Source organism: Sphingomonas sp. Leaf21 (assembly GCF_916858675.1).
In the GTDB taxonomy this organism is placed as follows: Bacteria; Pseudomonadota; Alphaproteobacteria; order Sphingomonadales; family Sphingomonadaceae; genus Sphingomonas.
Map to the genome: position 1 here is coordinate 75,674 of NZ_CAKASM010000002.1, position 18,156 is coordinate 93,829.

19 protein-coding genes are annotated in these 18,156 nt (G+C 67.0%); 13 read left to right on the forward strand and 6 right to left on the reverse strand.

The annotated features are described in order from the left end of the window. Nucleotides 1-64 precede the first annotated feature (64 nt). The 3 genes from topA to plsY all read right to left on the reverse strand — a co-directional run bounded on the left by topA (nt 65) and on the right by plsY (nt 4,484). Nucleotides 65-2,689, reverse strand: a complete 2,625-nt coding sequence (gene topA / locus LRP66_RS02925) for a type I DNA topoisomerase (RefSeq protein ID WP_230481016.1) — start codon at nt 2,687-2,689, stop codon at nt 65-67. 113 nt (nt 2,690-2,802) lie between these two features. Beyond that, a complete protein-coding gene (gene dprA, locus LRP66_RS02930; RefSeq protein WP_230481190.1) occupies nt 2,803-3,873 on the reverse strand; it encodes a DNA-processing protein DprA in 1,071 nt (356 codons plus the stop codon). 5 nt (nt 3,874-3,878) lie between these two features. Then, the gene (plsY, locus tag LRP66_RS02935) at nt 3,879-4,484 is read right to left on the reverse strand and encodes a glycerol-3-phosphate 1-O-acyltransferase PlsY (RefSeq protein WP_230481017.1); all 606 of its coding nucleotides are present in this window, start codon (nt 4,482-4,484) and stop codon (nt 3,879-3,881) included. A gap of 102 nt (nt 4,485-4,586) precedes the next feature. Between plsY and murI the strand changes: the two genes are divergently transcribed. Together murI and hemA are read left to right on the forward strand one after the other, a co-directional pair. After that, nucleotides 4,587-5,384, forward strand: coding sequence for a glutamate racemase (murI, locus tag LRP66_RS02940; protein ID WP_230481018.1), 798 nt, complete (start codon nt 4,587-4,589; stop codon nt 5,382-5,384). 194 nt (nt 5,385-5,578) lie between these two features. Next, nucleotides 5,579-6,820 carry a 5-aminolevulinate synthase gene (gene hemA, locus LRP66_RS02945; protein ID WP_329959232.1) on the forward strand — a complete coding sequence of 414 codons (1,242 nt, stop codon included), beginning with the start codon at nt 5,579-5,581 and terminating at the stop codon, nt 6,818-6,820. Nucleotides 6,821-6,940: 120 nt separating this feature from the next. Here hemA and LRP66_RS02950 read toward each other — a convergent pair whose 3' ends face one another. Further along, the gene (locus tag LRP66_RS02950; RefSeq protein WP_230481020.1) at nt 6,941-7,402 is read right to left on the reverse strand and encodes a hypothetical protein; all 462 of its coding nucleotides are present in this window, start codon (nt 7,400-7,402) and stop codon (nt 6,941-6,943) included. 139 nt (nt 7,403-7,541) lie between these two features. Here LRP66_RS02950 and rpiB point away from each other — a divergent pair, with 139 nt between their 5' ends. The 5 genes from rpiB to LRP66_RS02975 all read left to right on the forward strand — a co-directional run bounded on the left by rpiB (nt 7,542) and on the right by LRP66_RS02975 (nt 10,981). Then, nucleotides 7,542-7,988: a ribose 5-phosphate isomerase B gene (gene rpiB / locus LRP66_RS02955; protein WP_230481021.1), complete on the forward strand. Its 447-nt coding sequence runs from the start codon at nt 7,542-7,544 to the stop codon at nt 7,986-7,988. A 21-nt stretch (nt 7,989-8,009) separates the two neighbouring features. Beyond that, a complete protein-coding gene (gene glyA, locus LRP66_RS02960; RefSeq protein WP_230481022.1) occupies nt 8,010-9,308 on the forward strand; it encodes a serine hydroxymethyltransferase in 1,299 nt (432 codons plus the stop codon). Nucleotides 9,309-9,320: 12 nt separating this feature from the next. Beyond that, nucleotides 9,321-9,512 (forward strand): hypothetical protein, encoded by a 192-nt coding sequence (locus tag LRP66_RS02965; RefSeq protein WP_230481023.1) that lies wholly within the window; start codon nt 9,321-9,323, stop codon nt 9,510-9,512. Continuing rightward, nucleotides 9,513-9,980, forward strand: a complete 468-nt coding sequence (nrdR, locus tag LRP66_RS02970) for a transcriptional regulator NrdR (protein WP_230481024.1) — start codon at nt 9,513-9,515, stop codon at nt 9,978-9,980. 257 nt (nt 9,981-10,237) lie between these two features. Beyond that, nucleotides 10,238-10,981: an RNA methyltransferase gene (locus LRP66_RS02975; RefSeq protein ID WP_230481025.1), complete on the forward strand. Its 744-nt coding sequence runs from the start codon at nt 10,238-10,240 to the stop codon at nt 10,979-10,981. A gap of 314 nt (nt 10,982-11,295) precedes the next feature. On the opposite strand, the gene LRP66_RS02980 is transcribed toward LRP66_RS02975, so the two are convergent. Continuing rightward, nucleotides 11,296-11,604, reverse strand: a complete 309-nt coding sequence (locus LRP66_RS02980) for a chorismate mutase (protein ID WP_230481026.1) — start codon at nt 11,602-11,604, stop codon at nt 11,296-11,298. A gap of 71 nt (nt 11,605-11,675) precedes the next feature. On the opposite strand from LRP66_RS02980, the gene LRP66_RS02985 reads away from it, so the two are divergent. From LRP66_RS02985 to LRP66_RS02995, 3 genes are all read left to right on the forward strand, one after another. Beyond that, on the forward strand, nt 11,676-11,933 hold the full coding sequence (locus tag LRP66_RS02985; RefSeq protein ID WP_230481027.1) for a hypothetical protein: 258 nt from the start codon (nt 11,676-11,678) through the stop codon (nt 11,931-11,933). 158 nt (nt 11,934-12,091) lie between these two features. Next, the gene (rpsD, locus tag LRP66_RS02990; RefSeq protein ID WP_230481028.1) at nt 12,092-12,706 is read left to right on the forward strand and encodes a 30S ribosomal protein S4; all 615 of its coding nucleotides are present in this window, start codon (nt 12,092-12,094) and stop codon (nt 12,704-12,706) included. A gap of 219 nt (nt 12,707-12,925) precedes the next feature. Then, nucleotides 12,926-14,110, forward strand: coding sequence for a nucleotide disphospho-sugar-binding domain-containing protein (locus LRP66_RS02995; protein WP_230481029.1), 1,185 nt, complete (start codon nt 12,926-12,928; stop codon nt 14,108-14,110). Nucleotides 14,111-14,262: 152 nt separating this feature from the next. Here the strand turns inward: LRP66_RS02995 and LRP66_RS03000 are convergent, their stop codons facing one another. Continuing rightward, a complete protein-coding gene (locus tag LRP66_RS03000) occupies nt 14,263-14,406 on the reverse strand; it encodes a hypothetical protein (RefSeq protein WP_230481030.1) in 144 nt (47 codons plus the stop codon). A 92-nt stretch (nt 14,407-14,498) separates the two neighbouring features. On the opposite strand from LRP66_RS03000, the gene LRP66_RS03005 reads away from it, so the two are divergent. From LRP66_RS03005 to aguB, 3 genes are all read left to right on the forward strand, one after another. After that, entirely contained in the window at nt 14,499-16,130 is a 1,632-nt protein-coding gene (locus LRP66_RS03005; protein ID WP_230481031.1) for a M28 family metallopeptidase, read from the forward strand. After that, nucleotides 16,127-17,125, forward strand: coding sequence for an agmatine deiminase family protein (locus LRP66_RS03010; RefSeq protein WP_230481032.1), 999 nt, complete (start codon nt 16,127-16,129; stop codon nt 17,123-17,125). Before LRP66_RS03005 ends, LRP66_RS03010 begins: the two co-directional genes overlap by 4 nt. 111 nt (nt 17,126-17,236) lie before the next feature. Next, a complete protein-coding gene (aguB, locus tag LRP66_RS03015) occupies nt 17,237-18,085 on the forward strand; it encodes an N-carbamoylputrescine amidase (protein ID WP_230481033.1) in 849 nt (282 codons plus the stop codon). Nucleotides 18,086-18,156 lie beyond the last annotated feature (71 nt).

Sequence of the window (18,156 nt, forward strand, 5' to 3'; positions counted from 1 at the left end):
ACCGCCCCGGCAATGGCCGGGATGGTGAACGGTTCGCAGAGGTTTCCGAACAGCCAGGCAGGGATCAGTCGCTCGTCGCCTTCGCCGCCGCCTTCTTGGGAGCGGCTTTCTTCGCCGGTGCCTTTTTGGCGGGCGTCTTCTTTTCCGCCCCCGCCTTGGCCGCCCCCGCCTTTTCCGCCGTCGCCTTGGCCGGTGCCTTCTTGGCGGCCGCCTTCTTCGCCGGTTTCTTGCGTGCAGGCGCCGCAGCCGCCCGCGCGTCGATCAGTTGCGCGGCCTCTTCCAGCGTCAACTGGTCCTTGTCGACCGTCTTGGGGATGGTCGCGTTCGTCTCGCCATCGGTGACGTAGGGGCCGTAGCGCCCTTCCATCAGCTTGATCTCGGCTTCGGTGCGCGGATGCTTGCCCAGGACCTTGAGCGGTTCACGCGATGCGGTGCCCCGCGCCGCGCGCCCACCGCCCGCCGCCGCCTCGGCCAGCTTGACGACGGCGGCGTTCATGCCCGTCTCGAACACATCCGCCGTCGACGTCAGCCGCGCATATTTGCCCGCATGCGCCAGATAGGGACCATAGCGCCCGATCGACGCGGTGATCGGCTCGCCCGTCTCCGGGTGATTACCGATGGTACGCGGCAGGCTGAGCAGTTTGAGCGCCCATTCCAGATCGAGATCGACATCCTTGGGGATGGAGGCGCGCTTGGCGTCCTTGCCCTCGCCAAGCTGGATATAGGGGCCGAACCGCCCCGACTTGCGCTCGACCGGCAGCCCGGTTTCGGGATCCTGCCCCAATGTCTCCGGCCCGCTGTCCTCGCCAGCACCGTCGCCGCCCTGTGCGAAGCGACGGGTGTATTTGCATTCGGGATAGTTGGAGCAGGCGATGAACGCGCCGAACCGACCGCCCCGAAGAGCGAGCTTGCCTTCGCCGCAATTGGGGCAGAGGCGCGGATCCGATCCGTCCGCCTTTTCGGGGAAGAGATAGGGCGCCAGGAATTGGTCCAGCTCGGCGGTGATCGCCGAAGGCTGCTGCTCCATCACCTCGGACGTGCGCGGCTTGAAATCGCGCCAGAAGGCGTCGAGCACCGCCTGCCACTGGGCGCGGCCGCCGGACACGTCGTCCAGCTCCTCCTCCAGCTCGGCGGTATAGTCGTAGCCGACATATTTCTCGAAGAAGCGCTCGAGGAACGCCGTCACCAGCCGTCCGCTCTCCTCGGCGAAGAAGCGGTTCTTCTCGACGCGGACATAGGCCCGGTCCTTCAGCGTCTTGATGATCGACGCATAGGTCGACGGACGCCCGATGCCGAGTTCCTCCATCCGCTTGACCAGCGACGCCTCGGAGAAGCGCGGCGGCGGCTGGGTGAAGTGCTGCTCGGCCTTCACCTCCTTCTTGGCGGGGGCATCGCCCTCGCGCAGGCGGGGGAGGCGGCGGGCCTCTTCGTCCTGGCTGTCGTCCTGGCCTTCCTCATAGAGCGCCAGATAGCCGGGGAAGAGCACGACCTGACCGGTCGCGCGCAGGACATGGCGGCCGGTGCCGTCGGCCATGTCGATGGTGGTGCGCTCCATCCGCGCCGACGCCATTTGCGACGCCAGCGCGCGCTTCCAGATCAGGTCGTAGAGGCGGCCATGGTCGCCCGAGCCCGCGCGGTCGCGCGAGAAGTCGGTCGGGCGGATCGCCTCGTGCGCTTCCTGCGCATTCTTCGCCTTGGACTGGTAATGGCGCGGCTTGTCGGGGACATAGGAGGCGTCATAGCGGTCGGCTACGGCCTTGCGCGCCGCCGAGATGGCCGATCCGTCCATCTGGACGCCATCGGTCCGCATATAGGTGATCGCCCCGTCCTCATAGAGTTGCTGCGCGATCCGCATCGTGTGATCGGCCGAGAAGCCCAGCTTGCGCGCGGCCTCCTGTTGCAGCGTGGAGGTGGTGAAGGGCGGCGGCGGGTTGCGCGTCGCGGGCTTGGTCTCGACCGACTGGACCTGGAAACGGCCCGCCTCGACATCGGCCTTGGCGCGGGTGGCGTCGCCCTCGTTACCGATCGACAGGCGGTCGAGCTTCTTGCCCTCCCACTGGACCAGCCGCGCGACGAAGGGAGTGCCGTCCTGCTCCATATCGGCCGTGACCGACCAATATTCCTGCGGGCGGAACGCCTCGATCTCGCGCTCGCGGCTGACGATCAGGCGAAGCGCGACCGACTGGACGCGGCCCGCCGACTTGGCGCCGGGCAGCTTGCGCCACAGCACCGGCGACAGGGTGAAGCCGACCAGATAGTCGAGCGCGCGCCGCGCCCGGTACGCGTCGATCAGGTCGGTATCCAGTTGCCTGGGGTTCTGCATCGCATGCAGGATGGCGGGCTTGGTGATCGCGTTGAACGTCACCCGCTCGACATGATCGGGCAGCGCCTTGCGGTTCTTCAGAACCTCCTGCACGTGCCAGGAAATCGCCTCGCCCTCGCGGTCAGGGTCGGTGGCCAGGATCAGGCGGTCGGCCTTCTTGGCCTCGTCGGCGATGGCCTTCAGCTGGCGCGCCTTGTCCGCGTAATTCTCCCACTCCATCGCGAAGTTCTGGTCGGGGTCGACCGAGCCGTCCTTGGGGGGCAGGTCGCGGACGTGACCATAGCTCGCCAGGACGCGGTAGTCCGAACCCAGATATTTCTCGATGGTCTTCGCCTTGGCGGGCGATTCGACGATGACAAGCTGCATGAGTGGTAAGCTTCGAGTCCCTTACGTGTGTACGCGAGGATGGGGAGGGGGCGGGGGGGCGTCAAGCTGGGTCGAGGGCCATGCCGGGATGCCGGTGCCGATCATGTCGCCGATCACATCAATGCCACGCGGCCGCCCGCATGGCGTTCCAGCCGTCCGGCGAGTTCCAGTTCCAGCAGGATCGTCTGGACGATAGCGGAGGGGCGTCCGCTCTGCCGGATCAGTTCGTCGACGCAGACCGCCACCGGGCCGAGCAGGTCGGTGACGCGGGCGCGGTCGGTGTCGCTGGCTTCCAGCGGCGGCGGAGGCGTATAGGTGTCACCGGGCGCGCGGACCATGCGGGCGTCGATCGGGCGGATCTGTTCGAGGATATCCGCAGCCGACTGGATCAGCGTCGCCCCCTCGCGAATCAGCATGTTGCACCCTTGCGCGCGCGGGTCGGCGGGGTGGCCGGGCACCGCCATCACCTCGCGCCCCGCCTCTGCCGCCAGCCGCGCGGTGATCAGCGAGCCCGAGCGCGGTGCCGCCTCGACCACCACCGTGCCCTGCGCCAGCCCGGCGATGATCCGGTTGCGGGCGGGGAAGTGGCGCGCGAGCGGCTGGGTGCCCGGCGGCTGCTCGGCGACCAGCAGGCCGCGTGTCGCGACCTCCTCGTGCAGCCGGGCGTTTTCGGGCGGGAAGGCGATGTCGATGCCGCTGGCGATGACGCCGATCGTCCCGCCCTCCAGCGCGCCGAGATGTGCCGCCGTGTCGATCCCGCGCGCCAGCCCGGAGGTGACGGGCACGGTCTGCGCGGCGAGGTCCTGCGCCAGCCCGCGTGCGAAGCGACACGATGCGGCGGAGGCGTTGCGCGCCCCCACCAGCGCGACGCCGCCACGCTGCGCCAGCGTCATGTCGCCGCGCACGATCAGCGCGGGCGGCGCGGTGTCGATCCGGGCGAGAAGTGCGGGATAGTCGGGCTCGCCGAGCATCACGTGCCGCGCGCCGAGCCGTGCCACCATGTCCAACTCGCGTCGGATCGTGGCGGGGTCGGCGGCCTTGGGCGGCTCGCCCCCGCCGCGCCGCGCCAGACCGGGCAGGGCGTCCAGCGCCGCCGCCGCATCGCCGAAGCGCGCCATCAACTGGCGCCAGGTCACGGGGCCGATGCCATGCGTCCGCAACAGCCGAAGCTGTGCGAATCGCATCTCGGTCACGACGTCTTGCGGCCGATGCGCGGCTCGGTCCCGGCCAGCAGCCGTTCGATGTTCGAGCCGTGTTTCCAGATGACGATCAGCGCCAGCGCGATCAGCAGCAGGACGAGATCGAACCGCCCCAGCACGGCGGCGGCGAGCGGCGCGCTGAGCGCCGCGACCATACCCGCCACCGCCGAGATGCGCAGTGTCGCGAGCAGTCCCAGCCAGACGACGGCATAGACGAGGCCGAGCGGCCAGTAGAGCGCGACGACCACGCCCATCAACGTCGCGACACCCTTGCCGCCACGGAATTTCAACCAGATCGGATAGCAGTGGCCGACGAACGCGGCGGCGGCGGCGAGTGGCTCCTCACCAGGCAGCCAGTGGCGGACGATCAACACGGCGACGACGCCTTTCAGCATGTCGAGGATCAACGTCGCGGCGGCCAGCCCCTTGCGGCCCGTGCGCAGCACGTTGGTCGCGCCGATATTGCCCGAACCGATGCTGCGCAGGTCGCCCGCGCCGGTCGCGCGGGTCAGGATGACCCCGAACGGAATCGAACCCAGCACATAGCCGATCAGCAAGGCCAAGGTCGGTGGCCCCCAGATGATTTCGGTCGGCAATCGTCGTCCCCTGTATTGCGGGACAGACATAGAACATCGGACCGGGCCTGTCCAATCCGCGACGCTCTGGTTTCGGTCGCGCGGGCTGGGTATGACGGCGCGATGAGCGATGCGCGCCCCATATTATTCTTCGATTCCGGCGTCGGCGGCCTGTCGATCGCGGGCCCCGCGCGCAGGGTGTTGCCGACCGCCCCCTTCGTCTATGTCGCCGATAGTGCTGGCTTTCCCTATGGCGAGAAGACCGAGGCGGAGATTGCCGGGCGGGTGCCCGCGCTGCTCGGGCGGCTGGCGGAGCGCTATCGTCCGCGCCTCATCGTCATTGCGTGCAACACCGCCTCGACCATCGCGCTGCCGGCGGTACGCGCGGCGCTCGACCTGCCGGTGGTCGGCACGGTGCCGGCGATCAAGCCCGCGGCGGCGATGACCGAGACGCGGGTCATCGGCGTGCTCGGCACCCGCGCGACGGTGCGCCAGGCCTATGTCGACGATCTCGCCGCGCGGTTCGCGGGCGATTGCCGGGTGATCCGGCACGGCTCGGCCGAACTGGTCGAGCTGGCCGAGGCGAAGCTGCGCGGCGAATCGGTGTCGCCTGCGTCCTTCGCGGCGGTGCTGGACGGGCTGTTCGGGCAGGAGGGCGGCGAGCATGTCGACGTGATCGTCAACGCCTGCACCCATTTCCCGCTGGTCGAGGCGGAACTGGCGGCCGCGGCGCCCCGGCCAGTGCGTTTCGTCGATGGCGGGCCGGGGATCGCGCGGCGAATCGCGTTCCTGACCGAGGGGCAGGACTGGCCTGAATCACCGGGCGACGGCGTCGCGGTGTTCACGCATCTGGGCGAGCGGGAACAGGCGCTCGCACCGGGGTTGGCGGCGCGGGGCTTCACGCGGATCGAGGCGCTGTAGACCGCCCACCACGCCCTTTCAGGTCGGGTAACGTCGCAGCCCAGGGGACAGCCTGGCCGCAAATCCATGCCGGGGACTTCGATCCCGCATCGGGAACCCTTCGATCCGTGGGACAATATGTCCACCATGATCGATCACAGTCAGCGGCGTTATCGACTCGCATCCTCCGCCGCATCGTCCTACATTCCCGTCCCATGAGCATCGACGGTACGGACGCGCGCGTGGATTATTCCCGCGTCTTCACCCAGGCGATCGACCGCCTGCACGCCGAGGGACGTTACCGCGTCTTCATCGACATCCTGCGCAACAAGGGCATGTTCCCCAATGCGCGCTGTTTCGCCGGGCATAACGGGCCGAAGCCGATCACCGTATGGTGTTCCAACGACTATCTGGCGATGGGACAGCACCCCAAGGTCATCGCCGCGATGGAGGAAGCGCTCCACGACGTCGGCGCGGGCTCGGGCGGTACGCGCAACATCGGCGGCAACACCCATTATCATGTCGATCTGGAAGGCGAACTCGCCGACCTGCACGGCAAGGAAGCGGCGTTGCTGTTCACCAGCGGCTATGTCTCCAACGAGGCGACGCTGGCGACGCTGGCCAAGATCCTGCCCGGCTGCGTGATCTTCTCGGACGAGCTGAACCACGCCTCGATGATCGCGGGCATCCGCAATTCGGGCTGCGAGAAGCAGGTGTTCCGCCACAACGACCTGGCGCATCTGGAAGAATTGCTGGCGGCGGCCGATCCGGCGGTCCCCAAACTGATCGCGTTCGAAAGCGTCTATTCGATGGAGGGCGATGTCGCCCCGATCGCCGCGATCTGCGACCTGGCCGACAAGTATAACGCGCTGACCTATCTGGACGAGGTGCATGCGGTCGGCATGTACGGGCCGCGCGGCGGCGGTATCTCGGAGCGGGACGGGGTCGCGCACCGGCTGACCGTGATCGAGGGGACGCTGGGCAAGGCGTTCGGCGTCATGGGCGGCTATATCGCGGCCGACCGGATGATCGTCGACGTGATCCGCTCCTATGCGCCGGGCTTCATCTTCACCACCTCGCTGTCGCCGGTGCTGGTCGCAGGCGTGCTGGCGAGCGTGCGTCACCTGAAGCAGAGTTCGGTCGAGCGCGAGGGACAGCAGGCCGCCGCCGCCAAGCTGAAGGCGATGATGCGCGAGGCGGGGCTGCCCGTGATGCTGGGCGAGACGCATATCGTGCCGGTGATGGTCGGCGATCCGGTCAAGGCCAAGAAGATCAGCGACATCCTGCTCGCCGAATATGGCGTGTACGTGCAGCCGATCAATTACCCGACCGTGCCGCGCGGCACCGAACGGCTTCGCTTCACGCCCGGCCCCGCGCATGACGATGCGATGATGGCGGAACTGGTGTCGGCGCTGGTCGAGATATGGGAACGGCTGGAACTGCGGATGGCGGCCTAGGCGGGATCGACGTTCAGCTTATTCTCCCCTCTGCGAGGGAAGGACAGGCATAGTCGAATGTCGATCGGCCCTGGGCCGCCGCGCTTCCCCCCTTCTCCCCCGCGCCGGGGAGGCGTGCCTCTACGTCTTGCAATAGCCTTCGCCGCTCTTGACGGTCAGGCATTCGGTCTTGCCCGCGAGATATTTCAGCCCCGTCGCGTCGCCAATGGTCGGGCGCAGCGTCTCGCGCACGCCGTTGCGTTCGAACACGATGGTATCGCCGACCTGCTCGCCACGAAACTCGCCCTTGTGGTCGAGGTCCCATTGCATCTCCATGCGATAGCGGCCGGGGGTCGCGGCGTGCTTGATGGTCAGGTACATGCCCTCCACGCCGATCCAGCGTCCGACATAATCGGGGGCCTTGGCCTTGGGCAGGCCGGTGAAGGTCGACCCGTCGCCCGCCGGACCCGCCGTCGCGGGCGCGCTGGGGCCGCCGACCGAGGCGGCGGCGGTGTTGTTCACCACCTCCGGCGTCTCACGCGAACAGGCGGTCAGGCCGACCGAGGTGGCGACAAGGGCGGAGAGGATCAGTATGCGCTTCATGACGCGCTGAACCCGTCAGGCGCCTCGCCCGTTCCCGCCACCCCCATGGTGCCCGGTCCACCCAAGGGGGTAGCCATTCTTCCCGCGCGCGCGTAAAGGCGCACCCATTCCATCCTCACCCGTCTGGAGCGCCCGTCCCATGCGCATCGCGATCGCATCCGATCATGCCGCCGTCTCGCTGAAGACCGTGCTGGCGGACTGGCTGCGGGAGCAGGGGCATGACGTGCTCGACCTGGGCACGGACGGCACCGCCAGCGTCGATTATCCCGAATTCGGTCGCGCGGTCGGCGACGCACTGGCCGACGGACGAGCGGAGCGCGGCGTCGCGCTGTGCGGCTCGGGCATCGGCATTTCGATCGCCGCCAACCGCAACCCCGCCTGCCGCTGCGCGCTCGTGTCGGAGCCGCTGTCGGCCGCGCTCGCGCGCCAGCATAACGACGCCAACGCCATCGCCATGGGCGCGCGCGTCATCGGTGAGGAAATGGCCAAGGCCTGCCTCCAAGCCTTTTTGTCCACCCCGTTCGAGGGCGGACGTCATCAGCGGCGCGTCGACATGCTGTCCACCGCCGCGCCCGCCCAGAATTGAACGCCAAGGATACTGCCCCTCATGAGCACGCTTAACGACGTCCAGCCCGCCGGTTTCTTCACCCGTACGCTCGCCGATGCCGACCCCGCCGTCTTCGCCGGTGTCGCCCATGAGCTGGAGCGTGAGCAGACCCAGATCGAACTGATCGCATCCGAGAACATCGTCTCCAAGGCGGTGATGGAGGCGCAGGGCTCGGTCTTCACCAACAAATATGCCGAGGGCTATCCGGGCAAGCGCTATTATCAGGGCTGCGCGCCGTCGGACGAGGTCGAGCAGCTGGCGATCGACCGCGCCAAGCAGATCTTCGGTTGCGACTTCGTCAACGTCCAGCCGCATTCGGGCGCGCAGGCGAACGGCGCGGTGATGCTCGCGCTGGCCAAGCCCGGCGACACGATCATGGGTCTGTCGCTCGACGCCGGTGGCCACCTGACGCACGGCGCCAAGGCGGCGCTGTCGGGCAAGTGGTTCAACGCGGTCCAGTATGGCGTCGATCCCGAGACGCACCTGATCGACTATGACGAGGTCGCCCGGATCGCGCGCGAGAGCCAGCCCAAGATCATCATCGCGGGCGGCTCGGCCTATCCGCGGGTGATCGACTTCGCCAAGTTCCGCGCCATCGCGGACGAGGTCGGCGCCTATTTCATGGTCGACATGGCCCATTTCGCGGGCATCGTCGCGGGCGGGCTGCACCCGACCCCGTTCGGCCATGCGCATGTCGTGACCACCACCACGCACAAGACGCTGCGCGGTCCGCGCGGCGGCATGATCATGACCAACGACGAGGCGATCGCGAAGAAGATCAACTCGGCGGTGTTCCCCGGCCTGCAGGGTGGCCCGCTGATGCACGTCATCGCCGCCAAGGCGGTCGCGTTCGGCGAGGCGCTGAACCCTGAGTTCAAGACCTATATCGCGGCGGTCGTGGAGAATGCCCGCACGCTGGCGAACACGCTGAAGGCGCGCGGCGCGAACCTGGTCGCGGGCGGCACCGACACGCATCTGGCGCTGGTCGACCTGACCCCGCTGGGCATCACCGGCCGCGACGCCGACGAGGCGCTGGAGCGGGCCGGCATCACCTGCAACAAGAACGGCATTCCCAACGATCCGCTGCCCCCGATGAAGACCAGTGGTATCCGCGTCGGCTCGCCCGCCGGGACCACGCGTGGTTTCGGCACGGCGGAATTCGAGCAGATCGGCCATATGGTCGCCGATGTGCTCGACGGTCTGAAGGCCAAGGGCGAACATGGGGACCCGGAGGTCGAGGCGAACGTTCGTGCCCGTGTGCGTGAGCTTTGCGCACGCTTTCCGATCTATCAGGGATAAGGACGTAATCGCATGGCCAAGTTCGACCAGAAGATTTCCGAAGTGCAGGGCGACATCAAGTCGACCCCGGGCCTCGGCAAGAGCATGGCGAAATGGGGCGCGCTGGGCGCGGTCGTCGCGATTCCGGTGCCGTTCGTCGGCCCGATCTTCGGCGCGGCGGCGGGTGCCGGCTACGCCTATTTCAAGGCGAAGAAGAAGCTCTGAATGCGCTGCCCATTCTGTGGCCATGAAGACAGTCAGGTAAAGGACAGCCGCCCCACCGAAGATGGGGCGGCGATCCGCCGCCGCCGCCAGTGCGAGGGCTGCGGCGCGCGCTTCACGACGTTCGAGCGTATCCAGTTGCGCGAGCTGTTCGTGTTGAAGAGCGAGGAGCGGCGCGAGCCGTTCGACCGCGAGAAGCTGCTCCGCTCCATCGCCATCGCGACCCGCAAGCGGCCGATCGATCCGGTCAGGGTGGAGAAGCTCGTCTCGGGTATCCAGCGGCAACTCGAAACCAGCGGCGAGGGCGAGGTGTCCTCCAAGCGTATCGGCGAGATGGTGATGGAGGGGCTCAAGGGGCTCGACTCGGTCGCCTATATCCGGTTCGCCAGCGTGTACCGCGAGTTCGGCGAGGCCAGGGATTTCGAGGCGTTCGCCGGGACGGTGGAAGAGGTCGCGCCGAAGGGCGAGTGAGGCGCGGTTCGGGGCGTGGGCACCGGACCGGCGAAATCCCCTGCTCCACCCGGAATCGCCGTCCGGCAGAACGCGTCCGGTCCCAGGACTTCCCCTCGCGCCACGAAGCTCTCGCCGCCGAACAGCCGATCAAAGGCTGGTCCCATGCCAGGAAGGCCGCGCTGATCGCATCGGACTGGACGGCGCTTGAAGAAGCCGCGATACCGCGCGCGGAACGTGCCCTTCGACTTCGCTCGGGGCGAACGGAAGATTGAATTTTGTCCCAGCCCCGATCCCAGCCCCGATCCCAGCCGCCCGTCATCGTCCTGGTCCGCCCGCAGCTCGGCGAGAATATCGGCAAGGCCGCGCGGGCCATGCTGAATTTCGGGCTGGTCGAGATGCGGCTCGTCACGCCGCGCGACGGCTGGCCCAATCCGCAGGCTGGCCCGGCCGCCTCCGGCGCGGATATCGTGCTGGAACGGGCCAAGGTCTATGAAAGCGTCTCCGACGCGGTGGCGGACTGTGCGCAGGTCTATGCCACCACGGTGCGCAAGCGCGGCGTGACCAAGCCGGTCGTGACCCCGGAGGACGCCGCGCGCGAGATTCACGCCGACACGGTCGGACGCGCCGCCTTCCTGTTCGGACCCGAGCGTTCGGGGCTGGAAACCGACGACGTCGCCATCGCGCGCAAGATCGTGACGGTGCCGATCAATCCCGAATTCGGCAGCCTGAACCTGGCCCAGGCGGTGATCCTGGTCGCCTATGAATGGTCGAAGGGTGTCGCGCTCGCCCAGCCGCCCGAAACCGAACTGCCCGAGGTCGCGCCGCAATTCGAGCTCGACGGGATGATCGGCCAGCTCGAGGAGATGCTGGAGGGGGCGGGGTTCTTCTTCCCGCCCGATCGTACCCCCGCGAGCAAGCGCACGCTCCGCACGCTGCTGACCAAGCCGGGCTGGTCGAGCCAGGAGGTGCGGACGCTGCGCGGGGTGCTGTCGACGCTGGCGCGGCCCCGCCAGCGGTAACGGCCTAGGTCCGATCGACATTCAACCATGCCTGTCCTTCCCTCGCCCCTCGTGGAGGGGAGAGGGTTGCGCAGACTTGGTCTTTGCGTAGCAAAGCCCTAGTCGGAGCTGGGAGAGGGGTGAAGCGCTCGAAGAGCGCGCGAGCCTTGAGGCTCGCTCAACCCTTCACCCAAGCTGCGCTAGCCAGCACGCTGGCAAGCTTCGCTAACCCTCTCCCCTGTCCAGGGGAGAGGGAAGAATACGCTGAATGTCGATCCGGCCTAGGTGGATTCCCGGCCTCCGTTCAGCTTGCACGGGGGCCGGGATACGGCCCTTTACCCCCGCGTCCGGTCGAACGCCGCCAGTTCATAGGCGATCGAGCCTTCGACCAGCACTTCCCAGATGTCGGCCACGACCGTCTCGGGCACGCCCAGCCGGGCGGCTTCGGCGCGAGCCTGGTCGATCACCTGTCGCTTGCGATCCTCGTCGCGGACCCGGTCGCGGGTCGGCTTGATCCGCGCCGCCGCGTCCATATAGGCGAAGCGGCGCGCGAGCATCGCCACCAGTTCGCGATCGAGCTGGTCCACCCCCGCGCGGACCTCCGCCATGGTGGTGCAATCGGGTCCGGCGAGAATCTGGGTCATGGGCGAGGCTGTGCCGATTGGCGTTCGCGCTGTCCAGTCCGGCTTGCGGACCGGGGCCGCCCGAGGATAGCATGACGGCACGTTCTCATGGGGGAGACAGGACGATGCTGACGACGTTGCTGCTGCTGGCGCTTGTCGGCCAACAGGCCGAGCCCACGCCGCCCCCGGCCAAGGAAAAGAAGGTGTGTCGGACCGAGCAGGCCACCGGCTCACGACTGGGCGCCAGGCGCATCTGCAAGACCCGGGCGGAGTGGGACGAGATCGCCGCCGATGCCCGCAAGGACGTCGACAATGCGGCGGCCCGGCTGAACGCCGCCAGCGGACGCTGACCGGCCGCTTGCTTGACTCTCCGGCGCCCCTCGGCTAGGCGCGCCGCTTCGCAATTGCCCCCGCACCCCGGTGAAGCGGTGGGCCTGCGCTCGTCCCTCAAAGACTGGCATGGCGCGATACCGGGACCAACGTTGTTCGTAGTTGCCAAGGATTACATATGTCGAAGCGTCACAGCGCGAAGTACAAGCTCGACCGCCGCATGGGCGAGAACATCTGGGGTCGTCCCAAGAGCCCGGTCAACAAGCGTGAATACGGCCCCGGCCAGCATGGTCAGCGTCGCAAGGGCAAGGTTTCGGACTTCGGTCTGCAGCTGCGCGCCAAGCAGAAGCTGAAGGGCTATTATGGCGATGTGACCGAGAAGCAGTTCAAGGCCTGCTACCAGGAAGCCGCCCGCATGAAGGGCGATACCTCGCAGAACCTGATCGGCCTGCTCGAGCAGCGCCTGGACATGATCGTGTACCGCGCCAAGTTCGCGCCGACCATCTTCGCCGCGCGTCAGCTGGTCAGCCATGGTCACATCCGCGTCAACGGCGTGAAGTGCAACGTCGCGTCGCGTCGCTGCTTCGTCGGCGACGAGATCTCGCTGGGTTCGAAGGCGACCGAAATGGCGCTGGTCATGGAAGCACAGCAGCTCGCCGAGCGTGAAGTGCCCGACTACGTCACCGCCGACGGCAACACCAAGGTCGCGCTGACCCGCATCCCGACGCTGGACGAGGTGCCCTATCCGGTGAAGATGGAACCGAACCTGGTCGTCGAATTCTATTCGCGCTAAGTTTTCGGGTCTCACCGAATGTGGAAAGAGGCGGTCCTTCGGGGCCGCCTTTTTTCGTTTGGGCAAAAGTGGGCGGCCAAGCCGTTCGTCTCGATGGCGTAATGAAGTCATGCCTATTCAGGGTGTATGGCCCATGTCGTTCTGGTCACCATAGGTTCGCTGGGGGACCTCCATCCTTTCATCGCGATCGGGCGATCCCTGACGGCCCAAGGGCATAGGGTGACACTGGCCATTCCAGAAGATGGGGTGGTCAAGGCTCGCGCTGCGGGGCTGAACGCCGAAGCCATTCTGCCAGGCCATATGGCCCTTTGCCATCGGTTGGGCATGAACCCAACGGAGTTGGCGGGACGGGTCCTTGCGGACTCACGCTTCGTTCTCGACGAAATCTTGATGCCTTCTCTCTCGGCCAGCGTCGCGGCCCTGGATGCGCTAGGGGCGGACGCGGACGTACTGGGCAGTTCGATATTCGCATTCGCGTCGGAGATCGTCGCGGAAAAGCGTCGCCTGCCGCTGGCGACGGTCCTTCTGCAACCGATGACGCTATTCTCGATCTGGCAGCCCCCGGTGGCACCGCATTTCGGGATGATGCGGCACCTTCCGCGTACCGGCCTTGGCCGAAGCTGGAATCGAACCATCTATGCGCTTGCGCGCATGGCATTGCGGAAGCGCCATTCGAAACGGATCGATGCGGTGCGCCGCGAACATGGCCTTGCTGCCAATAAGGCGGCCCCCTTGCTGGATCGTAATGCCGCAGCACAAGCCATTCTATGCTGTTGGTCTTCCACGCTCGGCGTCCTGCCGCCCGACTCGCCGGACAATGCCGCCCTTACGGGTTTCCCCTTCTTCGATAGCGAAAGTGGGGCGGCGGATATGCTGGCACCCGAGATCGCGGACTTTCTGCGCGATGGCGATCCGCCCTTGATATTCACTCTGGGATCGTTCGCGGTAGGCTCACCGGGACCTTTTTACCACGAAGCCGTGATAGCAAGTCGGATGTTGGGTAAGCGCGCCCTGATGTTGACCGGCCAACCGGGAACGCCGCGCCGGGACGGCGATTGCCTTTATGTCGGTTACGCTCCGCACTCGGCGGTCTTTCCTCATGCCGCTGCGATCATTCACCATGGCGGTGTGGGCACTACGGGCCAAGCACTTCGCGCGGGTGCTCCGCAGATCGTCGTCCCGCACTTCGGAGACCAGTTCGATAATGCGGCCCGTCTGCAATCAGCCGGTATCGGGCTGACGATCCCGCGCGAAAGGTTCGAGGCCAATCATGCTGTCGACGTCATTTCGAGCGTTCTTATGTCGGGCCGGATGAAATGTGCAGCGAAGCGTGCCGCTGAGGTTGTCGCGCAGGAGGATGGCGCGGTCAAAGCCGCCCGCCAAATCATCAGCCTATGTGAGTGAGGGCGATCGTTGGTATACTGCAAGTCTAACCGGTCGGTTCGGGCCCATGGCGATTGATGAAATTTGTCTTGCACGGGCCCGCTGGGGCCCAAGCTGGAGTTCGTCTTACGTTCTGCCAATCACCTCGATAAGCCTCGGCCTGCCTCACCAGGCTATCGACTCGCGCGTCCATTCCGCGAAATCGCCACGATGACGGCGGCGGCCAGTCCCAGGGGAAACAACAGGCCGAATTTGCCGAACAGCAAACCGACAAAGCCGAAGATGACCAGCACGGCCAGGGGGTACAGTTTTCTCATGTAGCGACACTGAGTGTCCCGCCGCCCCTTGGCAAGCTTGCCCCCGACCTCGCCGCCGGGCACAAAGCCCGCATAGCAAAGGGGAATCCGTCATGCGCCGTCTGCTCCTGTTGTCCGTCCTCCTCTCCGGCACCGCGATGGCGCAGGACAAGCCAGCCATCTCGGTCGAGACGCTCAAGACCGTCACGCAGACCCTGTCTTCCGACGCGTTCGAGGGGCGCGCGCCGACCACGCCCGCCGAGGACAAGACGGTCGCCTATATCATCGAGCGCTTCCAGAAGGCGGGGTTGAAGCCCGGCAACAAGGGAAGCTGGACCCAGGACGTGCCGATGGTCGAGATCCTGGCCAACGATGTCCAGCCCTTCACCGTGTCGGGCAAGGGGGCGTCGATCCCGCTCGCCTATCGCACCGACATGGTCGTCGGCACGTACCGCGTCACGCCCCGGATCGACCTGAAGAACAGCGAGATGGTGTTCGTCGGCTATGGCATCACCGCGCCCGAAAAGGGCTGGGACGATTATGCCGGGGTCGATGTGCGCGGCAAGACGGTGGTCATCCTGGTCAACGATGCCGATTGGCAGACCATGGGGCGCGACGGTCCGTTCGAGGGCCGGGCGATGACCTGGTATGGTCGCTGGCCCTATAAGTTCGAGAATGCCGCCAAGCATGGCGCGGCCGCCGCGCTGATCGTGCATCAGACCGAACCGGCGGCCTATCCCTGGGCGGTGGTGCAATCCTCCTGGACCGGGCCGCAGCTCGAGCTGGACGAGGCGGGCGACCATATGGACCAGAGCCAGGTGATCGGCTGGATCCAGGAAGCCGTCGCCAAGCGGATCCTGACGGCGGCGGGGCGCGACCTGACCACGCTGACCAAGGCGGCGCAGACCAGGGGGTTCAAGGCGGTGCCGCTCGGCCTGACGCTGTCGGGGGGCTTCACCAACACGATCCGGCGCCAGGCATCGAAGAATGTGATCGGCGTGCTGCCGGGCACGTCGGAACCGGGGGACTATGTCCTCTATTCCGCGCATTGGGACCATCTGGGCCGCTGCGACGCGGTCGATGGCGACGATATCTGCAACGGCGCGGTCGACAATGCGAGCGGGGTCGCCGGGCTGGTCGCGATCGCGGAGGCGCAGGCCAAGGCCGGCCCGGCCAAGCGCTCGATCGCCTTCCTGGCGGTGACGGCGGAGGAAAGCGGGCTGCTCGGCTCCAGCTATTACGCGCAGCATCCGATCTTTCCGCTGGCACGCACGGTCGGCGGGGTGAACATGGACGGGCTGAACGTCACCGGCCGGTCGAAGGATTTCGTGCTGGTCGGCAAGGGCAAGTCCGAGATCGAGGATCTGGCCAAGGGGCTGGTCGGCGCGCAGGGCCGCTATATCGGCGAGGAGGCCAATCCGGAACGGGGCAGCTATTATCGTTCCGACCATTTTTCCTTTGCGAAACAGGGTGTTCCCATGCTCGACGGCGGATCGGGTCAGGACAAGGTGATGGGCGGCGTCGCGGCGGGCAAGGCGGCGACCGAGGATTATGTCGCGCATCGCTATCACAAGCCCGCCGATCAATATGACCCCAGTTGGGATTGGTCGGGTGCGGTCGAGGATTTGACCGTCTACTATCAACTTGGCAGGACGCTCGCCGACCGGCCGGGCCTGTGGCCCAACTGGTATCCCACCGCCGAATTTCGCAGCCTTCGCGATCAAAGCAGGAAGAACGCCCAGTGACGACGCCCGTGACCCAGTCATCCGCGACGACGCCCCCGCCGCCCGAATGGGCCCCGCACGACGCCGTCTGGATCGGCTTTCCCAGCCATCCCGAGCTATGGGAAGAGGATCTGGAGCCCGCGCGCGAGGAGGTGCTGGCCTTTGCCCGCGCCGTCCACGCCGATGGCCGGGGCGAGCGGGTGATCCTGGTCGCCGCCGATGGCGAGGCCGCCGAGGCGGCGCGGCGGATGGCGGGCGACACCGCAGAGGTGATCGTCCAGCCGTTCGGCGACATCTGGCTGCGCGATACCGGGCCGATCGTCACCGGCGACGGCTCCGCGCGGCTGTTCCAGTTCAACGGCTGGGGCGGCAAATACGATCTGCCGGGTGACGACACGGTCGGCGCGCGGCTGGCCGAGGATCGCGGTATCGCCGCGACCCGCTGCGACTGGGTGCTGGAGGGCGGCGCGATCGATGGCGACGGCAGCGGGCTGGTCGTGACCACGCGGCAATGCCTGCTCAACGCCAACCGCAATCCCGAGCTGAACGAAGCCGAAATCGCCGAGCGGCTGGCGCAGGATCTGGGGCTGACCCGGATCGTGTGGCTGGGCGACGGGCTGCTCAACGACCATACCGATGGCCATGTCGACAATCTGGCGCGCTTCGTCGGCCCGAACCGGATCGCATTGCCGGAGGCGGCGGAGAACGACCCCAATTGGCAGGTCTATATGGCCGCCAGGCGCGATGCGACCGCCGCCGGGCTTGAGGTCGTGACCATCCCGTCGCCGGGCCGGGTGCTGCGCGATGAGGAGATCGTGCCCGCCAGCTATATGAACTTCTATATCGGCAATGCGACGGTGGTCGTGCCACTCTATGGCAGCGAGAACGACGCGGCGGGCGTCGCGGCGATCCAGGCGATCTTCCCCGACCGCGAGGTCGTGGGCCTGCGCGCCGACGCGATCCTGACCGGGGGGGGCAGCTTCCACTGCATCTCGCAGCAGATCCCGGCGCGGTGATCGGCTGGGGGGCTTGCCCCCCGATATCCGTTCGTTCGGCCCCGGGTCAAATGTCTCCCCACCCAACTCCGCACGTGACGCCGGAAAGCCGAGCCATTAAAGGGCGGGACCATGACCCAGATCACCGTCGCCGCGCTGCAACTGGCCTTTACCGCCGATATCGACCGCAACATCGCCGAGGTTTCGCGCCTCGTCCGTGAGGCCGCCGCCAGGGGCGCGCAGGTGATCCTGCCGCCCGAGCTGTTCGAGGGCGAATATTTCTGTCGCGTCGAGGACGAGGGGCTGTTCGCCAACGCCAAGCCGACCGACGAACACAAGGCGGTCCGCGCGATGCAGGAACTCGCCGCCGAACTGAAGGTCCATATCCCGACCAGCTTCTTCGAGGCGGACGGGCCACACCATTACAATTCGCTGGCGATGGTCAATCCCGACGGCAAGGTCGCGGGCGTCTATCGCAAGAGCCATATCCCGGACGGTCCGGGCTATGAGGAGAAATTCTACTTCCGCCCCGGCAATACCGGGTTCAAGGTGTGGGACGGCCCGGCGACCAAGCTGGGCGTCGGCATCTGCTGGGACCAATGGTATCCCGAGACGGCGCGCGCGATGATGCTGATGGGCGCGGAAATCCTGTTCTACCCGACTGCGATCGGCAGCGAGCCGCATGACGACAGCCTCGATACCGCGCGGCTGTGGCGGCGCGCGATGGTCGGCCATGCGGTGTCCAACGTCGTGCCGATCGTCGCGGCCAACCGGGTCGGCTGCGAACATGGCCAGACCTTCTACGGCACCAGCTTCATCTGCGACGAGCGCGGCGACATCCTGGCCGAACTGGGCCGCGAGGAAGAGGGCGTGATCGTCGCGACCCTCGACCTCGGCCGGGTGAAGCGCCACCGCGCGGCGTTCGGCTTCTTCCGCGACCGGCGGCCGGAACTCTACGGGCGGCTGGTTCAGGATATCTGACGCCCGTCATCCCGGCGGAGGCTGGAACCTCTCGTCCTGTCGGGCGCGGATCGTGAGAGGCTCCAGCCTTC